Source organism: Terrihabitans aquatilis, from assembly GCF_052542005.1.
The window spans coordinates 277,440-294,535 of the sequence record NZ_JBOCUO010000002.1; the positions used below are offsets into that span (position 1 = coordinate 277,440).

Annotated in this window: 16 protein-coding genes; 4 read left to right on the forward strand and 12 right to left on the reverse strand. The window is 66.0% G+C overall.

Annotated features, from left to right (window positions below; translation table 11 throughout):
* Positions 1-95: 95 nt before the first annotated feature.
* The 7 genes from ACQ6S1_RS07315 to ACQ6S1_RS07345 all read right to left on the reverse strand — a co-directional run bounded on the left by ACQ6S1_RS07315 (position 96) and on the right by ACQ6S1_RS07345 (position 6,023).
* A complete protein-coding gene (locus ACQ6S1_RS07315) occupies positions 96-1,550 on the reverse strand; it encodes an amidase (RefSeq protein WP_445040531.1) in 1,455 nt (484 codons plus the stop codon).
* 20 nt (positions 1,551-1,570) lie between these two features.
* Complete coding sequence (locus ACQ6S1_RS07320; protein WP_445040532.1) at positions 1,571-2,356, reverse strand: ABC transporter permease; 786 nt, start codon at positions 2,354-2,356, stop codon at positions 1,571-1,573.
* Positions 2,353-3,162 carry an ABC transporter ATP-binding protein gene (locus ACQ6S1_RS07325; protein ID WP_445040533.1) on the reverse strand — a complete coding sequence of 270 codons (810 nt, stop codon included), beginning with the start codon at positions 3,160-3,162 and terminating at the stop codon, positions 2,353-2,355. Before ACQ6S1_RS07325 ends, ACQ6S1_RS07320 begins: the two co-directional genes overlap by 4 nt.
* Entirely contained in the window at positions 3,159-4,238 is a 1,080-nt protein-coding gene (locus ACQ6S1_RS07330; protein ID WP_445040534.1) for an ABC transporter substrate-binding protein, read from the reverse strand. The genes ACQ6S1_RS07325 and ACQ6S1_RS07330 overlap by 4 nt, the downstream gene beginning before the upstream one ends.
* Positions 4,239-4,514: 276 nt before the next feature.
* Positions 4,515-5,225: an LrgB family protein gene (locus ACQ6S1_RS07335; RefSeq protein WP_445040535.1), complete on the reverse strand. Its 711-nt coding sequence runs from the start codon at positions 5,223-5,225 to the stop codon at positions 4,515-4,517.
* Complete coding sequence (locus ACQ6S1_RS07340) at positions 5,222-5,572, reverse strand: CidA/LrgA family protein (protein WP_445040536.1); 351 nt, start codon at positions 5,570-5,572, stop codon at positions 5,222-5,224. The genes ACQ6S1_RS07335 and ACQ6S1_RS07340 overlap by 4 nt, the downstream gene beginning before the upstream one ends.
* A 178-nt stretch (positions 5,573-5,750) precedes the next feature.
* Positions 5,751-6,023 carry a PepSY domain-containing protein gene (locus ACQ6S1_RS07345; protein WP_445040537.1) on the reverse strand — a complete coding sequence of 91 codons (273 nt, stop codon included), beginning with the start codon at positions 6,021-6,023 and terminating at the stop codon, positions 5,751-5,753.
* A 127-nt stretch (positions 6,024-6,150) separates the two neighbouring features.
* Here ACQ6S1_RS07345 and ACQ6S1_RS07350 point away from each other — a divergent pair, with 127 nt between their 5' ends.
* Genes ACQ6S1_RS07350 through ACQ6S1_RS07360 form a run of 3 tightly spaced genes read left to right on the forward strand, consistent with a single transcriptional unit; the run spans position 6,151 to position 8,686 of the window.
* Positions 6,151-6,681: a PepSY domain-containing protein gene (locus ACQ6S1_RS07350; RefSeq protein ID WP_445040538.1), complete on the forward strand. Its 531-nt coding sequence runs from the start codon at positions 6,151-6,153 to the stop codon at positions 6,679-6,681.
* Positions 6,681-7,337, forward strand: a complete 657-nt coding sequence (locus tag ACQ6S1_RS07355; RefSeq protein ID WP_445040539.1) for a response regulator transcription factor — start codon at positions 6,681-6,683, stop codon at positions 7,335-7,337. Before ACQ6S1_RS07350 ends, ACQ6S1_RS07355 begins: the two co-directional genes overlap by 1 nt.
* Positions 7,334-8,686: a sensor histidine kinase gene (locus ACQ6S1_RS07360; protein ID WP_445040540.1), complete on the forward strand. Its 1,353-nt coding sequence runs from the start codon at positions 7,334-7,336 to the stop codon at positions 8,684-8,686. Before ACQ6S1_RS07355 ends, ACQ6S1_RS07360 begins: the two co-directional genes overlap by 4 nt.
* Before the next feature lie 3 nt (positions 8,687-8,689).
* On the opposite strand, the gene ACQ6S1_RS07365 is transcribed toward ACQ6S1_RS07360, so the two are convergent.
* From ACQ6S1_RS07365 to ACQ6S1_RS07385, 5 genes are all read right to left on the reverse strand, one after another.
* The gene (locus tag ACQ6S1_RS07365) at positions 8,690-11,617 is read right to left on the reverse strand and encodes an FAD-binding and (Fe-S)-binding domain-containing protein (protein WP_445040541.1); all 2,928 of its coding nucleotides are present in this window, start codon (positions 11,615-11,617) and stop codon (positions 8,690-8,692) included.
* A gap of 24 nt (positions 11,618-11,641) precedes the next feature.
* Positions 11,642-13,159 carry a tripartite tricarboxylate transporter permease gene (locus ACQ6S1_RS07370; RefSeq protein ID WP_445040542.1) on the reverse strand — a complete coding sequence of 506 codons (1,518 nt, stop codon included), beginning with the start codon at positions 13,157-13,159 and terminating at the stop codon, positions 11,642-11,644.
* A 10-nt stretch (positions 13,160-13,169) separates the two neighbouring features.
* Positions 13,170-13,697 (reverse strand): tripartite tricarboxylate transporter TctB family protein, encoded by a 528-nt coding sequence (locus ACQ6S1_RS07375; RefSeq protein WP_445040543.1) that lies wholly within the window; start codon positions 13,695-13,697, stop codon positions 13,170-13,172.
* Between the two features lie 75 nt (positions 13,698-13,772).
* Complete coding sequence (locus tag ACQ6S1_RS07380) at positions 13,773-14,753, reverse strand: Bug family tripartite tricarboxylate transporter substrate binding protein (RefSeq protein ID WP_445040544.1); 981 nt, start codon at positions 14,751-14,753, stop codon at positions 13,773-13,775.
* 183 nt (positions 14,754-14,936) lie between these two features.
* The gene (locus tag ACQ6S1_RS07385; protein ID WP_445040545.1) at positions 14,937-15,638 is read right to left on the reverse strand and encodes a GntR family transcriptional regulator; all 702 of its coding nucleotides are present in this window, start codon (positions 15,636-15,638) and stop codon (positions 14,937-14,939) included.
* A gap of 192 nt (positions 15,639-15,830) precedes the next feature.
* On the opposite strand from ACQ6S1_RS07385, the gene ACQ6S1_RS07390 reads away from it, so the two are divergent.
* Complete coding sequence (locus ACQ6S1_RS07390; protein WP_445040546.1) at positions 15,831-17,030, forward strand: pyridoxal-phosphate-dependent aminotransferase family protein; 1,200 nt, start codon at positions 15,831-15,833, stop codon at positions 17,028-17,030.
* The last annotated feature ends 66 nt before the right edge of the window (positions 17,031-17,096 follow it).

The window sequence follows — 17,096 nt, forward strand, 5'->3', positions numbered from 1 at the left end:
TAATACGGGCCGGTGCTCCCGCCGCCAGCGCACGTGACCGTGCGCTGAAAACGCCCTTAACAGAGGATGCCGGCGTCCCGCAAATTACGGAATGGCTACACGAAGCCCTTCGGTGCACGGAAGCTCCACAGCCGCTCCAGCTCGGCGGCAAAGGCCAGCGTCGTGCGGTCTTCGAGATAGGGCCCGATGATCTGCACGCCCAAGGGCAATCCGTCGACCTCGCCGATCGGCGCGGCGGTGGCGGGAAGCGACGGCAGGGTCGCCAGTCCGGCCCAGAACAATTGATCGTTGTAATCGACGCGGCGGCCATTGATCGCCAGCGTACGCTGCTCACGCGGGGTGTCCTCGTCGATGGGGAAGGCCGCGCCGGCGCACACCGGCGCGATCAGCACGTCGAAGCGCTCGAAGAAGGCCGCCCAGTCGCGCTTGAGGCGCGCGCGCGCTTCCTCCGCCAGTATCCAGTCGCGATGCCGTTGCGCGAAGGCGCCCAGCATCCGCTTCACATAGGGGCTGTCGTTTGACGTGGTTTCGGCACGACGCACCGCATCTTCGTAAGCGGCCTGCGCCAGCCGGCTGGAGGCCGAACCGCGCAGAAGCTGAAGATAGGTGGCGTGGTGCGCCTCATGATCGGTGAAGGGCAGCACGTCCTCGGTGACGGACGCGCCTTCATCCCGCAATCGCTGCGCCAGCGCCCGGATCGCGGCGCGGTAGGGCTCGTCGACTTCGGCTACCGGCGAATCCTTGACGAAGCCGACCCGGAAATCGGAAAGCCGCGTCGCCCGCGGCGCGGGAAGCTCCAGTCGCCACGCAATGGCATCCGGCCCCGCCGGACCAGCCAGAACGTCGAAAGCCAGTTCGAGATCGGCGACGGAGCGCGCCAGCGGACCGCTGACCACGAGGTCGTTGTCGAGCAGGCTGCCCGGCCGCTCATTGCCATCTACCGGCACCACGCCCGGCGTGGGCTTATGGCCGTACACGCCACAGAAATGCGCGGGAAAGCGGATGGAGCCGCCGGCGTCGCTGCCGAGTTCCAGCGGCACGAGCCCGGCGGCCAGCGCGGCCGTGGCCCCGCCCGACGAGCCGCCCGGCGTGCGCGACAGATCCCACGGATTGCGCGTCGTGCCATGGATGGCGTTGTAGCTCTGCCAGTCGAGGGCGTTCAGCGGCACGTTGGTCTTGCCGAAGATGATGGCGCCCGCATCCCGAAGCCGGTCGATGATGACGGCGCTGCGCTCGGGAACGTGATCGCGGGCCGCCGGATCGCCATAGGTGGTCGGCCAGCCGGCGACGATGTTGGTCTCCTTCACCGTCATAGGCAGGCCGTGCAGCGGCCCCCAACTTTCGCCCCGCGCCAGCGCCGCATCGGCCTCGTCGGCCCGCGCCCGCGCGGCATCGAGATCGGTGAAGATCACGGCATTGATCTCCGGATAGCGGGCGATGCGCGCGATGTGGAGTTCGAGCAGCGCCCGCGCGCTGATCTCACGCCGCGCAAGGCTGCCAACCAGATCGACGGCCGGCGCGAAAGCCAGATCCTCCGGCAGGGATTGCATGACTGGTCCTTCCATCAACTTCAGGAACGCTCGGCGCGCAGGCGTTCGTCGGCATCGCCTTCCCAGAATACCACACGGCGTTGCAGGGCCCGCACGAGCGTGCTGCCCAGCACGCCGAACACGGCGAGGATGACCACGCCGGCAAACATCACGGCGACATTCATGTTCACCGTCGCCGAGCCGATGAGGTAGCCGACACCGCGCTCGGAGGCGACGAACTCGCCGACGATGGCGCCGATCAGGGCCAGCACGATGCCGATCTCAAGGCCTGCGAAGATGGCGCTGGCGGCGGCCGGCAGCTTGATGTGCAGGAAGATCCAAAGGGACGAGCGCGAAAACGAGCGCGCCATCGCGATCAATTCGGGATCGGCCCGGCGGATGCCGCCGATCGTGTTCACCAGGAGCGGGAAGAAGCAGATCAGCCCGACCAGCACCACCTTCGACGCCAGCCCGAAACCGAACCACACGAGGATGAGCGGTGCCAGGGCCACCTTCGGCATGGCCTGGATGGCGACGATATAGGGGAAGACGAAGCGCTCGAACGTCCGGCTTTCGGCCACGAACACGCCTGCGATCACCGCCGCGATCGAGCCCAGCACATAGCCGACAAGGGTCGAGGTCAGGGTGAACTGGATGTGAGGCCAGAATTCCCCGCCGGCGAGGCCCGTCCACAGCGCACGGGCGACATCGCCCGGCGCTGGCAGGAGATAGGCCGGAAGGCCGCCGGGGCCGGTGGCATAGCTCCACGCACCGATGATGAGCACGAAGGTGATGAGGGGAGCGACGATGTTGAAAAGGCGTTTCATGCGGCAGGCGTCCCCTCGCCGGCGGCCTGGTCGAACAGCCGCCGCAATTCAAGCGCCAGCGCGTTGAATTCGGGTGTGCCCATGCTCTCCACCGTGCGCGGGCGCGGCAGCGGAACCTCGACATCGGCCAGAATGCGCGCCGGCGCGCCGGCCAGCACCACGACGCGATCCGCCAGGAACAGGGCCTCCGGAATGGAATGGGTGACGAAGAGAGCAGTCGGCCGCCCCGCCATCCACAGCCGCTGCAATTCGAGGCTCAGCCGTTCGCGGGTCATGGCGTCGAGTGCGGAGAACGGCTCGTCCAGCAGGAGAAGCCGGGGATCGTGCAGCAGCATGCGCGCGAGGCCCACGCGCTGTGCCATGCCGCCGGACAGGGCGTTCGGGTAGAGGCCTGCGCTCTGCGAAAGGCCCACGGTCTCCAGCAGATGATCAGCGCGCGCCCTCTCCGCCTCGCTCGCCTTCGCGGCGAACCCGGCCGGCAGCAGCACGTTGTCGCGCACGGTGCGCCAGGGCAGCAGGGTCGGCTTCTGGAACACCATGCCGATTTCCCGGCGGGGGCCGCTGATGGGCGTGCCCGCGAAGCTCATATTGCCCGCCTGCGGCCTTGCCAGGCCGGCCAGCAGCTTCAGCAATGTGGACTTGCCGCCGCCCGACGAGCCGAGCACCGCGACGAAGGAGCCTTCCGCCACATCGAGCGACAGATCGTCGAAGATCGGCCGCCCGGATGCCCCGGAATAGGAAAAGCGCACATGTGAAACAGACAGGGCCGGCTTCGGCCCCGTCGCGTTACCCGAAACGGATGTCACTTGAGCTCCCGGGCCCGTGCCTCGAGTGCCGCGCGGTCGAACTGCGAGAACGCCGGCACGAGAGCGTTGGTGAAATAATCCTCGACCGGGATGTCGTCGGTGGCCAATTCGCCATAGCGCCGCATCTCGGTGATGTAGGCGCGGATGATGTCGTAATCATAGGCGCCGGGCGTGCGCAGCTTGCCCTCGGCATCGCGCACCAGAGGCTCGATCCAGCGCTGCAGCAGGCGAACATTGGTTTCCAGCGCGGCGGCGGTATCGCCCTGCGGCCGGGCCGCCGGATTGCTGCGCCAGAAGGCCTCGATGCAGGCGCGCGGATTGGTGTCGCACACGACGAGCGCCTTGGTCCAGGCACGGCCGAAACGCTCCAGCAGCGCCGGATTGCTCTCCAGAGTCGAGCGATGGGCGAGATAGCCGTTGACGATCATCTGCCGGAAGACCGGCGGGAATTCCAGGCGGCGCGCCGGCGTGCCCTCGTTCTCCAGAAGGTCGATCCAGGTGCTGTTGAAGTTGAGCGCCTGCACCCGGTCCTCGCGCAAGGCGTGGAAACCGGAACCCAGCACGCCCACCGCCACGATCTGCACGTCCTTGCCGGGTTCGAGGCCGACGGAGCGCAGCAGCGCGCGGGTCTGCGGGATGGTGCCCCAGGTCAGCGCGCCGACGCCGATGGAGCCGCCTTTCAGATCAGACAGCGTCTGGATCTTGGAATCCGCCTTGACGGCGATCTCCAGCGAGTTTCTCGGCCCGGCATTGTAGACATAGGTCACCGGCAGCGGCGGCTGGCCGGGTTTGTGGGCCGACAGCAGCGTTTCCGGAAGCGGAAGGGCAAGCGTGATGTTGCGCTGAAGCAATTGCGGCAACAGCGCGCCGGCCCCCGGCAGAACGACATATTCGACGTCCAGCTTCTCGTCTTCGAACAGCTTCAGTTCCCGCGCGATGGCCTGGATGCTGCCCTCGGTGACGGACGGCGGAATCGCGAGGCCGATCTTCACCTTCTCCAGCGTCTGCGCGGAGGCAGGGACGGCGATCAGAGCGGCGAGGAGCACGCCGAGGCTACGGATCCTGAAAGCTGCCATGATGTCCTCGTGCGTATCGAACCGGAAATTCGGCCATCTTCTGTTGAGAGCCCGCCGCCTCATATGGGCCGTTCCCGGGCCTTGGGAACCGCCTGGCGCGAAACACCGCCGCGATGACGGCCATGGCTCCCACCTATACGAACGACGAAGAACAGCGTGTTGATCGACAGATTTGGCACGTTCCGTCAAACCCATCTACGCCGGGAATATACATAATTCGTCTATTCGACAGATAAATACGGGAATTAGCCTGTACCTCCGCATGAAGTGACGGACCTACAGCCAGCCGAGGCCCCGCATCATGGCAAGCGCCCAGGCATAGGTGAACGAATAGAACAGCCCGGTCAGGATCATCCCGATCATCGAATAGGCCGCGGCCAAAGGCGAGATCTCCAGCGCGCGGACGACACCGAAGGCGTGGCAGGTGATGCCCAGCACGAGGCCGGTGTGGCGCTCGTCCTCGATCCCCATCAGGCGCAAAGCCGGTCCCGCGAGGATCGCGCCGACAACCCCCGTGACGAAGATGCACAGCATCGTGGTGTCGGGTGACAGGCCGTTGGCCGTGGCGATGGCCAGCGCCATCGGCGCCGTGACCGAACGCAGGCCGATCGCCGCGCTCAGATCCGAGCCGAACCCGAGCGCCAGCGAGATGGCGATTGTGGTTGCGCCCAGCATCGCCCCGCAGAGAGCGGTGCAGACCATCACGCGGACCATGTCGCGGTACAATTGTTGGGCGTTGTCGACGAGCGGCAGGGAGAACGCGACGACCGACAGCATCAGGCATTCGATCAGAAAACCGTTCGCCGCGATGTAGTCCTCCGAGACCGGACGGCCGGCAACGCGGCACAGGCCCAGCACGGCCAGCACGCCCGCCATGGAGACGAGGATGGGATGCAGGAACGGCGTGCCGCCCGCGGCACGATAGACGCGCACGCCTGTGACATAGGCCGCGAGGGTGAGCGCTAGCGACGGGATGAGAGGCGTCATCGCGCGCCGCCGAAGACAAGCTTCACGATCAGCCCCGTTATCAGGAGGCCGAGAATCGTCGTGGCGGCGGCCACGGCCACGACCAGCCACGTCATCACATTCGCGAAGTCGAGACTGACGGCCATCTTCACGACGACCGGCACGAGAAACAGCGGGATCAAAACGAGAAACGGCGGCCCTCCGGCCCGAAGAGGATCCTGCAACCCGGGCACCGCAAACATGGCGATGACGCACAGGACAAGGCCGAACACCGCGCCGGGAATTCCGATATCGAACAGGCCCGCGATCTGAGCCCCGATCAGATACATCACGGCCAGGATCAGCGTGCCCGTGAGTTGCTTGATCACCGCCCCCTCCGCACGGGCACGCGCCACCGAATGCGGCGGATCATGTGGCGGTCAGAGAAACGGCCAGGCCCGTTCCGTCATCCTATCAGCATTCGGGAAGGCACTGTCCAATCCTTGTCGCGTTGCGGCGAAAAGGATGGGCCGCAATCGGGATGTCCGGCTGCAGCCCGTCGGCGCATCAATCGTCGCGTTCGCTGCGGACCACGGCGCCCGTGCGCGGATCGACGTCAAGGTCCACACGATGGCCTTCCGGAGAGGTTGCATCGACTTCATAGAGACCGTCGTCGCTCTCGATATCGGTGATGCGCGTGTAACCGGCGGCTTCCAGCCTGGAGGAAATCTCGCCCACGCTCAGCCAGTCGCTGCGATCGACACGACGGTCGTCCGCAAGAGCCGGAAGGGCGAGAGCCGAGAGAGTGGCGGCGACGAGGGCGGACTTGACGAGGTTCATGGGAAAATCCTTTCCGAAACGATCATCGCTCGATCAGCGACGGTTTGCAGTTTCGCAGAGGCCCCATGACAGCTAACTGAGGATGGCTGTCAGCGATTTGTCATCTCGCCGAGCCCATAGAACCTGCATGGACAACAGGACGATCGGATTGCTGGGATTTACGCTCGCGCTCGGCGCGGGGCTGGGCGCGGGCGGCATGCACCTCGCCAATCGTCCGGGCGCGACACCAGATTCAGGCGCGCAAACCATCGCGCCCGCCCCTGTCGCCTCCCGGCCCGAAACGGCGCCGCAGCTTCCGGAAGCCGCGCCCGAAGCCGCCCCCATCCCGGCGCCTGACGTGCCCGCGCCCCCGGCCCCGGTCGCCGAAACCGTTTCGCCCGTGGAGCCCGCGCCGCCTGCTCCACCGTCACCTCCACCGACGACCGATGCCGATCGCGCCCGCGCCGCTGTCCAGCGCGGCGAGATGCTGCCGCTGAAGGAGATCCTCGCGAAGATCGCCACGCGCTTTCCGGGCGAGGTCATCGACGTGGAATTGTCGGAAGACGATGGCGTCTTGGAATACGAGATCAAGATCCAGACCGCGCGCGGTCGCGTGGTCGAGCTTGAAGTAGACCCGCGCACCGGGGCCATCCTCGACGTGGACGAGGACGACGATTGATGAGGATATTCTGCGTCGAGGACGATCCCCGGATCAGCGCGGACATCGTCGCGTGCCTCGAGACGAACGGCTATGTGGTCGAGACCTGCGCAGACGGGGAGGACGCCTGGTTTCTCGGCGACACCGAGGATTACGCCGCGATCATCCTCGATCTCGGCCTGCCCGGCATGGATGGCCTGTCCATCCTGCGCCGCTGGCGCGAGAACGGCCGCACCTTCCCCGTCATCATCCTGACCGCGCGCGGCAGCTGGCGCGAGCGGGTGGAAGGGATCGACGCCGGAGCCGACGATTATCTGCCGAAGCCCTTCGAGATGGAGGAATTGCTGGCCCGCCTTCGTGCCAATCTGCGGCGCACCGGCGGCCATGCCAGCGCGATCTTCACCCTGGGTGAACTCACGCTCGACACGCGGCAGATGCGGCTGACGCGGAACGGCCGCCCCATTGCTCTGTCTCCCCAGGAATACCGCCTCATCGCCTATCTGATGCACAATCCGGGGCGGGTGGTTTCGCAGCACGAACTTGCGGAGCATCTGCAGGGCGAACTCGGCGACCGCGAATCCAACGCCGTCGAGGTCTTGGTCGGCCGCGTGCGCCGCAAGCTTGGAGCGGACAGCATCGAAACCCGGCGCGGCTTCGGCTATGTGATGGGGGGATGATCGCGCCCCTGCGTTCCCTGCGATTACGGCTTTTGCTGTTCGCGCTGGCCACCACCGCGCTTGCGCTGGTGGTGGCGGGGATCGGCATCTCCGCGCTGTTCGAGCGGCACGTGGAACGCCGCATGGAGCAGGAACTCGACGTCTATCTCGGCCAGCTCGCGGGCGCGGCCGATTTCAACGCCGAAGGCCGCCTCATTCTCTCGCGCGAACCCGCCAATCCGCGCTTTGCCAATGTCTATGGCGGCCTCTATTGGCAGATCCTGGACGAGATCGGCGGCACACGCCTGCGATCGCGCTCGCTGTGGGACGCCGAACTCGCCGCCCCCGGCACCGAGCCGCCGATGGGAGAGACACGAAGCTCCATCGCACCCGACCCATCGGGAGGCAGCCTCCTCATCCGCGAGCGGCGGGTCTCGCTGTCGCAGGCCGGCGCGGATCGCACCATACGCATCGCGGCGGGCCTGACGCGCGACGACCTCCGTGTCCTCCAGAAGGATTTCACCGGCGAGCTCCTGATTGCCCTGTCCCTGCTCGGCCTGGTGCTCCTCGCCGCCGCCTATGCCCAGGTCGGCGCAGGCCTTCGTCCGCTGGCACGCATACGCCAGGGCGTGGAAGCGGTGCGCTCGGGCCGGTCCCGCCGGCTCGCGAACGACGTGCCCACCGAGATCGAACCCCTCGTCGCCGAGGTCAACATCCTGCTCGACGCGCAGGACAATGCCTTGTTACGCGCCCGGGACTGGGCCGCCGACCTCGCCCACGGGCTCAAGACGCCGTTGACAGCCCTGTCGGCCGACGTGCGGCGGCTGCAGGAGCGGGGCGAAACGGAGATCGCCGGCGCCATCGGCGAACTGGGCACGCAGATGCGCCGCACGGTGGAACGCGAACTCGCCCGCTCACGCGCACGCCATGCCGGCCGCGCCGCCCCGATCTCCGCAAAGGGCGTGGCCGATGCGATCGCACGGACGCTTTCCCGCACGCCGAGCGGCATGGCGCTCGAATTCGCCGTGCACGACCCCGACGAAACCCTGATCCCGATGGATGCCGACGATCTGCACGAAGTGCTGGGCAATCTGATGGAGAACGCCAGCCGCGCCGCCCGCACCCACGTCGAGGTGCGCATCGAACGCGGCGAGGGATCCACCCGCCTCACGGTGCTGGACGACGGGCCGGGCATGCCCGACGACCAGCGCGCCGCGGCCATGGCGCGCGGCAAGCGGCAGGACGAGAAAGGCGGCGCCGGGCTCGGCCTCGCCATCGTCTCCGATATCCTGCGCGCATACGGCACGGAGCTCGAATTGTCGCGTGCGCCGCTCGGCGGCCTGTCCGCCGGGTTCACTCTGAAGGGCTGATCCTCAGGCGGGCTCCATCGCCGCGTCGAGCGCACGCACCACATGCACCGCCTCGCGGTCCGCCCCGTCATGGATCTGGTGGCGGCAGCTCGTGCCATCGGCGATGATGAGGTCGTCCGGCCCGGCCTTGCGCACCGCCGGCAGAAGCGACAGCTCGGCCATGGCCATCGAGACATCGATCGTGGCCGCGCCATAGCCGAACGCACCCGACATGCCGCAGCAGCTCGATTCGATGGGCTTCACCTCAAGGCCGGGAATGGCGCGCAGCAGGCCTTCCACTGCCCCCATCGCACCGAAGGCCTTCTGGTGGCAATGACCGTGCAGATGGGCAATTCGTCCCTTCTGGTCGATCAACGGCAGGGAAATCGCACCGGCGTTCAGATCGGCCAAGAGCAATTCCTCCAGCAGGAATGCGGCTTCCGATACCGGCTGCACGACCTCGCGCGGCAGCAGTGCGCCAAATTCATCGCGGAAGGAGAACAGGCATGAGGGCTCGAGCCCGACGATGCGCGCCCCTCGTGTGACGTAGGGCGTCAGCGCGTCGATGGTGCGCTGCGCCTCGGCGCGGGCCTCCTCCACCAATCCGGCGGAGAGGAAGGTGCGCCCGCAGCACAGCGGCCGGGCACTTCCCGTCGCCGCCTCGACACGGTGCAGCCTATAGCCCGCGCGCACCAAAACGCGCTCGGCAGCCTCCAGGTTCTCGCGCTCGTAATAGCGGTTGAACGTATCTCCGAAGAGCACGAGGTCCCGGCCGTCGCCGACCACGTCTCCAGCCCCCCCATGAGGGGCCACCTGCCGCCAGGGCTGCGTCCAGCGCGGCAGGGTGCGGCGCGCGCTGAAGCCGAGCATCCGCTCGCTCAGGCGGGCAAGCCCGGGCAGCGTGTCGCGCAGATTGAGCAGCGGCGCCAGCCGGGCAGCCCATGGCGCGTAGCGCGGCAGATAGGCGATCAGCCGGTCCTTCAGCGGCAGGCCGTGCTTGCCGTGATAGGCATGCAGAAACTCGATCTTCATGCGCGCCATGTCGACGCCGGTCGGGCAATCGCGACGGCAGCCCTTGCAGGACACGCACAGATCGAGCGTCTCCTTCATCTCCTTCGAGGTGAAGGCGTCGGGGCCGAGCTGGCCGGAGATCGCGAGCCGCAGGCTGTTGGCCCGGCCGCGCGTCACGTGCTGCTCGTCGCGCGTGGCGCGGTAGGACGGGCACATGGTGCCGGTGTTCAGCCGGCGGCACGTGCCGTTGTTGTTGCACATCTCGACAGCGCCGCCGAACCCGCCCCAATCCGACCAGTCCAGCGCCGACTTGTGCGGTTCCGTTACCGCGTAATCGGGCTTGAAGCGCATGAGGCTGCGGTCGCTCATGCTGAGTGGACGCACGATCTTGCCGGGATTCAGCCGGTTGCCCGGGTCGAAGCCGTCCTTCACCGCCTCGAACGCCCGCACCAGAGGCGTGCCGAACATGCGCTCGTGGAATTCCGAGCGTGAGATGCCGTCGCCATGCTCGCCGGAATGCGAGCCCTTGAAGCTGCGCACGAGATCGCACGCGGCTTCCGCGATGGCGCGCATGTCCTTCACGCCCTGTTCCTGCTTCATGTTCAGGATGGGGCGCACATGCAGGCAGCCGACGGAGGCATGCGCATACCACGTGCCGCGCGTGCCGTGTTTGGCGAACAATTCGGTGATGGCGTCGGTGTAATCCGCCAGATGCTCGAGCGGCACCGCGCAATCCTCGATGAAGGAGATCGGCTTCCGATCACCCTTCATCGACATCATGATGTTGAGGCAGGCTTCGCGCACCTCCCACACCTGCTTCTGGCGGGAGACTTCGCGCACATTGACGACCGAATTCGGGAAGCCGTGGTCCGCCATGCACTGGTCAAGCCGCACGAGGTCGCGTTCCAGCTCGTCCTGCGTGTCCGCGCCGAATTCGACCAGCAGCAGGCAGTTCGGTTCGCCGCGCGTGATGTCGTCCAACGTGCGCCGGAAGGTCGGGATCTCGGCGCCGAGCACCAGCACGTTGTTGTCGACCAGTTCCACCGCAACGGGATCGAGCTCGACGAGATGTTTCGTCGTCTCCATCGCCGCCCGGAAGCTCGGGAAATGACAGACGCCGACCACACGGTGCGTGGCCAGCGGCGACAGCGCCAGCTCGATCTCGGTGGTGATCGCGAGCGTGCCCTCGGACCCGACCAGGAGGTGGGAAAGATTGGGCTCGGCCGGCAAAAGCTCATCGAGATTGTAGCCGCCGACGCGGCGCTGCACCTTCGGATAGATGCTCTCGATCTCGGCGCGCTTGCTTTCGGCCAGCGCCAGCATGTCGCCCATCAGCGCGCGGATGCGCGGCGATCCGCTGACGGCATCGCGGCCGAGGCCAAGCCGGAACGCCTCGCCGTCATGCGTGAGCGCCGCCAGCGCGCGGACATTGTCCACCGTCTTGCCGTAGCGCAGCGAGCGCGCGCCCGACGAATTGTTGCCGGTCATGCCGCCGAGCGTGCACCGGCTTTGGGTGGAAGGCTCCACGGGGAAGAACAGCCCGTCGCCTTTGGTGCGCGCGTTCAGATGCTCCAGCACCACGCCCGGCTGGACCGTGACGGTGCGGCGTTCGGGATCGTAATTCTTGATGGCGTTGAAGTTGCGGCTGAAATCGAGAACGAGGCCTGTGCCGATGGGCTGCCCGTTCTGCGAGGTGCCGCCGCCGCGCGCGATGACCGGCACGTCGTGCTCGGCCGCCACCTGCAGCGCCGCCACGATGTCCGCCTCGTCCTTCGGAAAGGCCACGGCGGCCGGAATGATCTGGTAGATCGAGGCGTCGGTCGAATAGCGGCCGCGCGTGAACAGATCGGTGCGGACCCGCCCTTCAAGCGCCGCACCGAGGCGGCGCTTGAAAGCTTCGTCGACGGGCGAAGGCCCCGCCTTTGGATGAACGCCATGCATCGGGTTTTTCCCTGGACCGACGATTCAGTGCTGCACCTCGGCCGTGCGCGGGCCATTGCGCAGCCGCGCGATACCATCGCTCAGCGGACCCCAGACGAGGAACAGAAGAGCGAGCACGATCAGCGTGGTGACGAGGCCGTTCGAGAAGAACACGTCGAGGCTGCCTTCCGAGCCGATCAGGGCCTGCCGCGCCGCATCCTCCGCGCGATCGCCGAGCACGAGCGCCAGAACCATCGGCGCCAGCGGGTAATCGAGCTTCTTGAACACATAGCCGATGACGCCGAAGCCGAGCATGAGCCAGATGTCGAAGATCGAGTTCGCGATGGTGAAGGCGCCGATCGCGCAGATGATCAGGATCGCCGGCGCCACGAAGGCGAAGGGGATGCGCATGATCGCCGCGAACAGGGGCACCGTGGCCAGCACGATGAGGAGGCCCGCCAGATTGCCCAGATACATCGAGGCGATGAGGCTCCAGACGAACTCCTTCTGCTCGACGAACAGGAGCGGACCCGGCTGCAGGCCCCAGATCATGAGACCGCCCAGCAGCACGGCCGCCGTGGCCGAACCCGGAATACCGAGCGCCAGCATGGGCAGAAGCGCCGAGGTGCCGGCGGCATGGGCGGCGGTTTCCGGCGCGAGCACGCCCTCCAGTTCGCCCTTGCCGAAATTGGCCGAGCGCCGCGAGAACCTCTTGGCCAGGCCATAGCCCATGAACGAGGCCGCGATGGCGCCGCCGGGCGTCACGCCCATCCACATGCCGACGACCGACGACCGCAGCAGCGACAGCCAGTAGCGGGGCAATTGCGCCCAGGTCTGCAGAACGACCTTCAGGTTGACGCCGGCGCGCTTGCCCTTGAAGTGCAGCCCTTCTTCGACGGTGAGCAGGATTTCGCTGACGCCGAACAGTCCGATGACCACGACCAGGAAGTCGAAGCCGCGCATCAATTCGGTGACGCCGAAGGTCATGCGCAGATCACCGGAGATGGTGTCGAGACCGACCGCCGCCAGAAGGAAGCCGATGCACAGCACGGCCGCGATCTTGCCCTTGTTCTCCTTGCCCATGCCGATGAACGAACAGAAGGTGAGAAGGAACACCGCGAAGAATTCGGCGGGCCCGAACCGCAAGGCGAAGCCCGCGATGAGCGGCGCGACGAGAGTGATGAGCAGGACGCCCGACAGCGCGCCGATGAACGAGGCCGTGAAGGCCGCCGTCAGCGCCTCGCCGGCCCTGCCCTGCACCGCCATGGGATAGCCGTCGAACGTGGTCGCGACCGACCAGGCCTCTCCCGGAATGTTGAACAGGATCGACGTGATCGCCCCGCCGAACAGGGCGCCCCAATAGATCGACGACAGCAGGATGATGGCGGACGTGGGGTCCATGCCGAAAGTGAGCGGCAGCAGGATGGCGACGCCGTTCGGGCCGCCGAGGCCGGGCAGAACGCCGACCACGATGCCGAGCAGCACCCCCACGACCATGTACATGATGTTGTGCCAGGAAAGAGCCAGCTCGAAACCGGCGAGAAGGGATCCGAAATCTTGCATCGGTTCGACCTCAATATCCGAAATAGGATTCGAGCGGCCCCTTGGGGAGCGGCACGAGGAACTGCACTTCGAAGATCTGGAAGCACACGAGCGGGAAGATCACGGCGAAGGCGATGATCGACAGCCAGTTTCGCGCGCCCGAGAGCAGCATGAACACGACGATGAAGACGGCCGAGGCCGAATAGATGCCCAGCGGCTTGATGAGCGCGACGAAACCGATCAGCGGCAGGAGCACGCGGCTCACATGGCGCAATTGCTGCCAGGAGGCGAACATCTCCGGCTCGCGCTGGAAGGCACGCCACAGAATGTAGAGGGAGGCGGCGAGGAACAGCCAGCCGACGCGGGCCGGGAAATAGCCGGTTTCAGGTCCGCCGTCCCAGGCGGCGCCGCGACCATAGGAATCCCACAGCACCAGGCCGGCAAGAATGATGAGCGTCACCGCCACCACGACCTCGACGGTACGGCGCGAAATGCCCCGCTCGTCGGAGGCTTGCGGATCGGTTTCCGGATTCGGGTCAATCATGGACGAGTCAGTCATGGACGATGTCCTCTTCGCCAATCGGGAAGATGCTGATCGTGCGGAGCGGCATGATCGGCCGCCCCGCACCGACACTCACTTGGAGAGGAAACCGGCCTTGCTCAGAAGGTCGCGATGCTTTTCCTCATCGGCCTTCAGGAAGGACACGAACGCCTCGCCATCCCGGTAGTCGGGGATCAGCGCGTTGCGCTTCATGTAATCCTTCCACTCGTCGGTCTCGCTGACGCGCTTGAACAGGTCGACGTAGAAAGCCTGCTGCTCGGGCGTGACGCCGCCGGGCATGAAGACGCCGCGCAGCATTTCGTAATGGACGTCAAGGCCACTTTCGGGACAGGTCGGGATATCCGCCCACGACGTGTCGTTGGTCACCTTCTCGGTGTAGGGAAGCCGCTTCTCGGAGAACACGCAGAGCGGACGGTTGGCCTGTCCGCGCCAATTGGCGATTTCCTCGGACGGATTGTTCGTGTCGGCGTGGATGTGTCCGCCCGACAGCTGGGTGGAGGCCGCACCGCCGCCCGAATGCGGAATGTAGTTGAAGCGCAAACCGGCCGCACGTTCGATGCCGGTCACGATGAGCTGGTCCTCGCGCTTGGAGCCCGTCCCGCCGATCTTCAGCGCGGGCTTGGCGTCCTTGGCCGCGGCCAGGAAGTCGGCGGCGTTCTTGTAGGGCGCGTCAGCCTTCACCCAGAGCAGGAAAGCGTCCTGCGCCAGCATCGAGATCGGCGTGAAATCGGTCCACACCACCGGCAATTTGCTGGTCATCGGCGTCAGGAAGATGCCGCTCGACGTAGTGATGAGCTTGTGCGCATCGCCCTGCGAGGCCTTGATGTCGAGCATCGCCTCGCCACCGGCGGCCGCGGGCTTGTTCACGACGATCATGGGCTGGGCGAGAAGCTTGTTCTTCTGGATGATGCCTTGCACCACGCGGGCCATCTGGTCCGAAGCGCCGCCGGCAGAGAACGGCACGACGAGTTCGACAGCCTTCGTGGGCTCCCAGGCCAGGGCACTTCCACACCCGAAAATGCTGATAAGGGCGGCGGCGGCAATACGCTTCATAAATCCCTCCCAAGATGTCGCGCTCTATTTGGCGCATTACATCCGTCATAAATTGAGGGCGTTTTGAATGCAAACACGAATTGAAACTCGCGGATTGTTTTTTTAAAGGCGCATTTCGAATGGCCATGCCCGTGCGATCGCCCCTAACCGGGCGTTAAAAACGTCTGCGATTCGCGGTGATTATTATTCGGCGGCGATGCCGGCTTCACCGGTCACGGCGGCCAGCAAGGTCAGCTGCTTATTGCGCAGATGCTGGAACATGATGTCCGCCAGCTCGTGCCCGGCACGGCGGCGCAGCGCGTCGAGGATCGCCTCATGCTCGCGCATCGCCTTGCCCCAGCGATCACGTTGGTCATCCAGATTGGCGGAATAGCGCGCCCGCCGGATGCGCCCGGCAACACTGTAATAGCTTGCCTTGAGAGGCCCGTTTCCGGACGCTTCCACGATGGCCTCGTGGATCGCCTGGTTGCAGCGGAAATAATTGGGCAGATCGCGGTTGAGGTAGTGGCGATACATCTCGTAATGCAGCCGCTCGATGGTCGCGAGTTCCTCCGCTGTCACCCGTTCGCAGGCAAGGCGCCCTGCCAAGGCCTCGAGCCCGCCCATGACGTCGCAGAGATCCCGGATGTCTTCGGCCCGAAGGGCGCGCACCCGCGCGCCGCGATTCGGCAGCAGCTCGATCATGCCCTCCGCCGCGAGCACCTTCAGCGCTTCGCGCAGCGGCGTCCGGGAGATTCCCAGAAGCTCGCAGAGCTGCCGCTCGGGCACCCGCGCCCCGTCGGGGATATGCCCCTCCACGATATGGTCGCGCAGGCGGGCCAATACCTCGTCGTGCAGCAAGGCTGACGATTTACGGGAAAGCGCCGTCGCTTTTTCAGATTCCACGATTGCGACCAATGTTCCGCTCCAAAGGGCCGCAGGGCCGCTCGTGCAATGACATAAGCATTACACGCGGCCATTGTCGACGGTTTGCATTCAATGCTTTTATGCATAAGGCGGTTGCCAACCGACAAAATGAATGCAAAACGATGAGCTGCAATGCCGACCAGGACGGATTACGGCTGAAGGAGGAAGCTCGTGGCACACAAAACCGGACGTCATTTCCTGCAGATTCCAGGCCCCAGCCCCGTTCCCGAGCGCGTCATGCGCGCCATGGACATGCCGGTGATCGATCATCGCGGTCCCGAATTCGGCGTGCTCGGCCGCGAGGTTCTCGAAGGCTGCCGCGCCGTGTTCCAGACCTCGGGCCCGGTCATCATCTTCCCGTCCTCCGGCACGGGCGCGTGGGAAGCCGCGATCGTGAACACGCTGTCTCCCGGCGACAAGGTGCTGATGGCCGAGACCGGCCACTTCGCCACCCTGTGGCGGCAGATGGCCGGCCGTCTCGGCATCGAGGTGGATTTCATGCCCGGCGATTGGCGCCGTGGCGTCGACCCCGCCGCCGTGGAAGCCAAGCTCTCTGAGGACCGCGAGCACAAGATCAAGGCCGTCATGGTGGTCCACAACGAGACCTCCACGGGCGTGACGAGCCGCATCGCGCTCATCCGCAAGGCGATCGACGCCGCCAATCACCCGGCCCTCCTCCTGGTCGACACCATCTCCTCGCTCGGCTCGGCCGATTTCCGCCATGAGGAATGGGGCGTCGACGTCACGGTCAGCTGCTCGCAGAAGGGCCTGATGCTGCCGCCGGGCCTCGGCTTCAACGCCATCTCCGAAAAGGCGATCGCCGCATCGAAGACCAACCGGATGCCGCGTTCCTATTGGGACTGGGAGGAGATGCTGAAGCCGAACGCGAACGGCTATTTCCCCTACACCCCCGCGACCAACCTGCTCTACGGCCTGCGCGAAGCCATCGCCATGCTGCTGGAGGAAGGCCTCGACAACGTGTTCACGCGGCACAACAAGATGGCCGAGGCCACCCGCGCGGCCGTGCGCGCCTGGGGTCTGGACGTGCTGTGCGAGGAGCCATCGGAATATTCGCCCGTGCTCACCGCGGTGCTGATGCCGCCGGGCCATGACGCCGACGCCTTCCGCAAGATCGTTCTTGAGAAGTACGACATGTCGCTCGGCGCGGGCTTGTCGAAGCTGGCCGGCAAGGTGTTCCGCATCGGCCATCTTGGCGAGTGCAACAACCTGACCCTTCTGGGCGCGTTGACCGGCGTCGAGATGGGCCTGTCGGCCGCGGGCGTGCCCCACCGGCGCGGCGGCGTCCTGGCCGCCATGGAGGTGCTGGAAGATCGCACCACCACGAACGCACCGTTGGAACCGGTGGCCTGACGCAAGTCGGAATATCGGAACGCCACGCGGCGGCTCTTTCGAGAGCCGCCGTTTTCATTTGCAATG

What these genes read in the sequence shown, in the direction of transcription:
- ACQ6S1_RS07330 (WP_445040534.1), bottom strand. Translation starts at nt 4,238, where the DNA reads ATGGCAGCTTTCAGGATCCGTAGCCTCGGCGTGCTCCTCGCCGCTCTG.
- ACQ6S1_RS07320 (WP_445040532.1), bottom strand. Translation starts at nt 2,356, where the DNA reads ATGAAACGCCTTTTCAACATCGTCGCTCCCCTCATCACCTTCGTGCTC.
- ACQ6S1_RS07365 (WP_445040541.1), bottom strand. Translation starts at nt 11,617, where the DNA reads ATGCATGGCGTTCATCCAAAGGCGGGGCCTTCGCCCGTCGACGAAGCT.
- ACQ6S1_RS07380 (WP_445040544.1), bottom strand. Translation starts at nt 14,753, where the DNA reads ATGAAGCGTATTGCCGCCGCCGCCCTTATCAGCATTTTCGGGTGTGGA.
- ACQ6S1_RS07370 (WP_445040542.1), bottom strand. Translation starts at nt 13,159, where the DNA reads ATGCAAGATTTCGGATCCCTTCTCGCCGGTTTCGAGCTGGCTCTTTCC.
- ACQ6S1_RS07350 (WP_445040538.1), top strand. Translation starts at nt 6,151, where the DNA reads ATGGACAACAGGACGATCGGATTGCTGGGATTTACGCTCGCGCTCGGC.
- ACQ6S1_RS07315 (WP_445040531.1), bottom strand. Translation starts at nt 1,550, where the DNA reads ATGCAATCCCTGCCGGAGGATCTGGCTTTCGCGCCGGCCGTCGATCTG.
- ACQ6S1_RS07335 (WP_445040535.1), bottom strand. Translation starts at nt 5,225, where the DNA reads ATGACGCCTCTCATCCCGTCGCTAGCGCTCACCCTCGCGGCCTATGTC.
- ACQ6S1_RS07375 (WP_445040543.1), bottom strand. Translation starts at nt 13,697, where the DNA reads ATGACTGACTCGTCCATGATTGACCCGAATCCGGAAACCGATCCGCAA.
- ACQ6S1_RS07360 (WP_445040540.1), top strand. Translation starts at nt 7,334, where the DNA reads ATGATCGCGCCCCTGCGTTCCCTGCGATTACGGCTTTTGCTGTTCGCG.
- ACQ6S1_RS07355 (WP_445040539.1), top strand. Translation starts at nt 6,681, where the DNA reads ATGAGGATATTCTGCGTCGAGGACGATCCCCGGATCAGCGCGGACATC.
- ACQ6S1_RS07345 (WP_445040537.1), bottom strand. Translation starts at nt 6,023, where the DNA reads ATGAACCTCGTCAAGTCCGCCCTCGTCGCCGCCACTCTCTCGGCTCTC.